This window comes from Dokdonella sp. (assembly GCF_036518555.1).
Classification (GTDB): domain Bacteria; phylum Pseudomonadota; class Gammaproteobacteria; order Xanthomonadales; family Rhodanobacteraceae; genus Dokdonella_A.
The window spans coordinates 1-4,752 of record NZ_DATDMY010000151.1; the positions used below are offsets into that span (position 1 = coordinate 1).

Consider the following 4,752-nt stretch of genomic DNA (forward strand, 5'->3'; position numbering starts at 1 on the left):
TCAGAAATCCATGCCGCCCATGCCACCCATGCCGCCGCCGGCCGGGCCGTGGCTGTGGGCTTCTTCCTTCTTCGGCGCTTCGGCGACCATGGCTTCCGTCGTGATGACGAGGCCGGCGATCGACGCGGCGTTCTGCAGCGCGGTGCGCGTGACCTTGGTCGGATCGAGGATGCCGAGCTCGACCATGTCGCCGTACTCGCCCGTCGCGGCGTTGTAGCCGAAGTTGCCCTTGCCGTCGGCCACCTTGTTCAGGATCACCGACGCCTCTTCACCGGCGTTCGTGACGATCTCGCGCAGCGGCGCTTCCATCGAGCGCTTGGCGATCTGGATGCCGTGGTTCTGGTCCTCGTTGTCGCCCTTGAGCTTGGCGATGCCGGCCAGCGCGCGGATCAGCGCGACGCCGCCGCCCGGGACCACGCCTTCCTCGACCGCCGCACGCGTCGCGTGCAGGGCGTCTTCGACGCGCGCCTTCTTTTCCTTCATCTCGACTTCCGTCGCCGCGCCGACCTTGATCACGGCCACGCCGCCAGCGAGCTTGGCGACGCGCTCCTGCAGCTTCTCGCGGTCGTAGTCGGAGGAGGTCTCCTCGATCTGCGCCTTGATCTGCTTGATGCGCGACTGGATGTTGCCCGCTTCGCCAGCGCCGTCGATGATCGTCGTGTTCTCCTTCGAGATGATCACCTTCTTCGCCTTGCCGAGATCCTTCAGCGTCGCCTTCTCGAGCTGCAGGCCGACCTCTTCCGAGATCACCTGGCCGCCGGTCAGGATCGCCATGTCCTCGAGCATCGCCTTGCGGCGGTCACCGAAGCCCGGCGCCTTCACGGCCGCGACCTTGACGATGCCGCGGATCGTGTTGACGACGAGCGTCGCGAGCGCTTCGCCCTCGACTTCCTCGGCGACGATCAGCAGCGGCTTGCCCGCCTTCGCGACGCCTTCGAGCACGGGCAGCAGCTCGCGCACGTTGGACACCTTCTTGTCGTGCAGGAGGATGTACGGGTCTTCCAGCTCGACCTGCTGGCTCTGCTGGTTGTTGATGAAGTACGGCGACAGGTAGCCGCGGTCGAACTGCATGCCTTCGACGACGTCGAGCTGGTTGTCCAGGCCCGAGCCTTCCTCGACCGTGATCACGCCTTCCTTGCCGACCTTGTCCATCGCCTGCGCGATGAGCTTGCCGATCGCGTCGTCGCCGTTCGCGGAGATCGTGCCGACCTGGGCGATCGACTTGCTGTCCGCCGACGGCTTGCTGAGCTTCTTGAGCTCCTCGACCGCGCCGATGACGGCCTTGTCGATGCCGCGCTTGAGGTCCATCGGGTTCATGCCGGCGGCAACCGCCTTGAGGCCTTCGCGGATCAGCGCCTGCGCGAGCACGGTCGCGGTCGTGGTGCCGTCACCGGCGACGTCGGACGTCTTGGAAGCGACTTCCTTGACCATCTGCGCGCCCATGTTCTCGAACTTGTCGGCCAGTTCGATCTCCTTCGCGACGGACACGCCGTCCTTGGTGATCGTCGGCGAGCCGAAGCTCTTCTCGAGCACGACGTTGCGGCCCTTCGGGCCGAGGGTCGCCTTCACGGCGTTGGCGAGGGTGTTGACGCCGCGCAGGATGCGCGCGCGCGCGTCTTCGGAGAAACGGATTTCTTTGGCTGCCATGGGATCGATGTCCTTGAAAGAGTGTCTGGAGGGGAATGCGGGAAGCGCGGCGCGCGGCGCCTGCTTACTTCTCGACGACGGCGATGAGGTCTTCTTCGCGCATGACCAGCAGTTCCTGGCCGTCGACCTTGACCTCGGTGCCCGAGTACTTGCCGAACAGCACGATGTCGCCGACCTTGACCGCCATCGGGCGGACCTTGCCGTCTTCCTGGATCTTGCCGGTGCCGGCGGCGAGGACCTCGCCCTTGACCGGCTTTTCGGCCGCGGCGTCGGGGATCACGATGCCACCGGCGGACTTCGTCTCGGCTTCCAGACGCTTGATGATCACGCGATCGTGCAACGGGCGAAGCTTCATGGGTGTCTCCGTAACAGGTTGATGTTGAAGGACTAACGAAAAATTGTTAGCACTTGGTCGTGCTGAGTGCCAATTTTAGCGGCGAAGCCGACCCCGCGAAAGGGGGCGTCGATGGCCCGCGTCCCAGATGGCGCTCCTCGCCGGTGATTCAAGAGCACGGCGGCAGTCGTCACCCGTGATGGCTATATTCCCGGCCGCAGCCAGGCGCGTGGTGCGCCGGTCTTCGTCCTGGGGAATCCGCATGCAGTACGGCAAGGGCGCCTTCGGCGCCGCACTCCTTCTTTTCCTCGCGCCGACCGAGGACGCGCGCGCGCAGTACGTGTCGCTCGTCGGCGGCGCGCCCGCGGTCGAGCATTTCGACACCCTCGCCGCGAACGGCACCGGCTCGACGCTGCCTGCGGGCTGGCACTTCGTCGAGTCCGGCACGAATGCGAACGGCACCTATGCCGCCGACGCCGGCGCGACTGCAGCGGGCAACACGTACAGCTACGGCTCCGGCGGCAGCGGCGACCGCGCGCTCGGCGTGCTGCGGTCGGGCTCCCTGCAGCCGCTGGTCGGCGCCGAACTCGGCAACGACAGCGACCTCGTCGTCGACCATGTCGACGTGAACTACGCGGGCGAGCAATGGCGCCTCGGCGCGGCCGGTCGCAGCGACCGCCTCGACTTCCAGTACAGCGTCGATGCGACCTCGCTGAACGATGCAGCTGCGAGCTGGCTCGATGTCGATGCGCTCGACTTCGCTTCGCCGAACACATCCGCCGCGGTCGGCGCGCTCGACGGCAACCTCGCCGCGAATCGCGTCGCCGTCGCGGGCACGATCGCCGGCCTTGCGCTCGCGCCCGGCGCGCACCTGTGGGTGCGCTGGGTCGACGCCGACATCGCGGGCGCCGAGGACGGCCTCGCGATCGACGACGTGCAGTTCGCGATCGCGGGCGACCCGCCGGTCGACGTACCGCCCGGCGTCGCGACGACGACGCCCGCTGCGGGAGCGAGCGGCGTCGCGACCAACGCGACGCTCGCCGTCGCCTTCAGCGAAGCCGTGGCCACGAGCGACCCGTGGTACTCGCTCGTCTGTTCGGTCTCCGGCACGCACACGGCGACCGCCAGCGGCGGCCCGGTGACGTACACACTGACGCCGTCGCCCGCGTTCGCCGCGAACGAAAGCTGCACCTGGACGATCCTCGCCGCGCATGTCGCCGACGTCGACGGCACGCCCGATCCGCTCGCAGCCGACTACGTGGTCACGTTCACGACGCTCGACCCGGCGACGACGCCGCCGACGGTCATCTCGACCGAACCCGCGAACGGCGCGACCAGCGTCGCGATCGCGAGCGACATGCGCGTGACGTTCAGCGAACCGGTGACGACCTCGAGCGCGTTCGCGCTGACCTGCGACGCGACGCCGATCGCGCTCGACGAATCGGGCAGCGGCGCCACGCGCACGCTCACGCCCGCGACCGTGCTGCCCGCGGGCGGCGGCTGCACGTTCACGATCGGCGCGAGCGGCGTGCACGACCTCGATTCCGTCGCGATGACGGCCGACGTCGTCGTCGCGTTCCAGGTCGCCACCGGCACGCTCGAGGACTACTACGCGCACGTGAACCCGGTCAGCCCCGAACAGTTGCGCTGCTCGCTGCACCAGACGATCAAGGGCCACACCGTCTATCCGTACAGCGGCTCGGGCACCAGCACGTGGACGATCCTCGAGGTCGCGCAGCAGGACCCGAACGATGCGACGAAGATGATCGACGTCTACCGCAACCGCTCGTACACGATCGGCAGCGACCGCGCCGGCACCGGCGGCGGCATCACCTACAACCGCGAGCACACCTGGCCGAACTCCCTCGGCTTCGCCAACAGCAGCCTCGCCGCGTACACCGACACGCACATGCTGTGGCTGTCGGACACGAGCCAGAACGCGAGCCGCGGCAACAAGCCGTTCGACGTTTGCGCGAGCGGCTGCACCGAGCTCCCGACCGAAGCGAACAACGGCGTCGGCGGCGGCAGCGGCACGTACCCGGGCAATTCCAACTGGGTGCGCTCGCCCGACGGCAACGCGGGTTCGTTCGAGGTCTGGAACCATCGCAAGGGCGAGATGGCGCGCGCGATGTTCTACATGGCGATCCGCTACGAAGGCATCGCCGCCGAGTCCGCGCACGACGGCGTGATCCCCGACCTCGAACTCACCGACGACCGCAGCCTCATCGCGATCACGAGCAACACCGCGGCGAAGGCGTACATGGGCATCCTCGCGACGTTGCTCGAATGGCACGTGCAGGACCCGCCGGACGCCGAGGAAGTCGCGCGAAACGACGTGATCCAGGGCTTCCAGGGCAATCGCAACCCGTTCGTCGACCATCCGGAATGGGCGACGCGCGCGCTGTTCGAGTCGAGCGAGCCCGCCGTGTGCGAGCCGGTCGCGCCGAGCGACGCGATCTTCGCGAGCGGGTTCGACGCGGCAGCGACCGTGCACTGAGCAGAGCGCCTTCCGGCGCTCCCTCGGTGACGCGATGGGCCGGCCGCGCTGCGCGCGTCCGGCCTCCGTGCGATGATCGGCGGCCCGATTCCCCGCCGATCGCCATGCCCGCCATCGTCGTCCACTGCAGTTGCCCCGACGCGGACGGCGCCGCACGCATCGCGCGCGCGCTCGTCGATGAACGCCTCGCCGCGTGCGTGCAGGTACTGCCGGGCATGACGTCGACGTACCGCTGGCACGGCGAAGTCCATGTGGACACCGAGGTGCTGCTGCT

At 68.2% G+C, this 4,752-nt stretch carries 4 protein-coding genes; 2 read left to right on the top strand and 2 right to left on the bottom strand.

Annotated elements, in window-relative coordinates; genetic code table 11:
- Complete coding sequence (gene groL, locus VI238_RS09430) at positions 1-1,647, bottom strand: chaperonin GroEL (protein WP_331650732.1); 1,647 nt, start codon at positions 1,645-1,647, stop codon at positions 1-3.
- A gap of 64 nt (positions 1,648-1,711) precedes the next feature.
- Positions 1,712-2,002, bottom strand: coding sequence for a co-chaperone GroES (gene groES, locus VI238_RS09435; protein WP_182532647.1), 291 nt, complete (start codon positions 2,000-2,002; stop codon positions 1,712-1,714).
- 241 nt (positions 2,003-2,243) lie between these two features.
- Between groES and VI238_RS09440 the strand changes: the two genes are divergently transcribed.
- Together VI238_RS09440 and cutA are read left to right on the top strand one after the other, a co-directional pair.
- Positions 2,244-4,478 (top strand): endonuclease, encoded by a 2,235-nt coding sequence (locus VI238_RS09440; RefSeq protein WP_331650736.1) that lies wholly within the window; start codon positions 2,244-2,246, stop codon positions 4,476-4,478.
- Between the two features lie 104 nt (positions 4,479-4,582).
- The coding region (gene cutA, locus VI238_RS09445; RefSeq protein ID WP_331650738.1) for a divalent-cation tolerance protein CutA at positions 4,583-4,752 on the top strand (170 nt) is incomplete at its 3' end.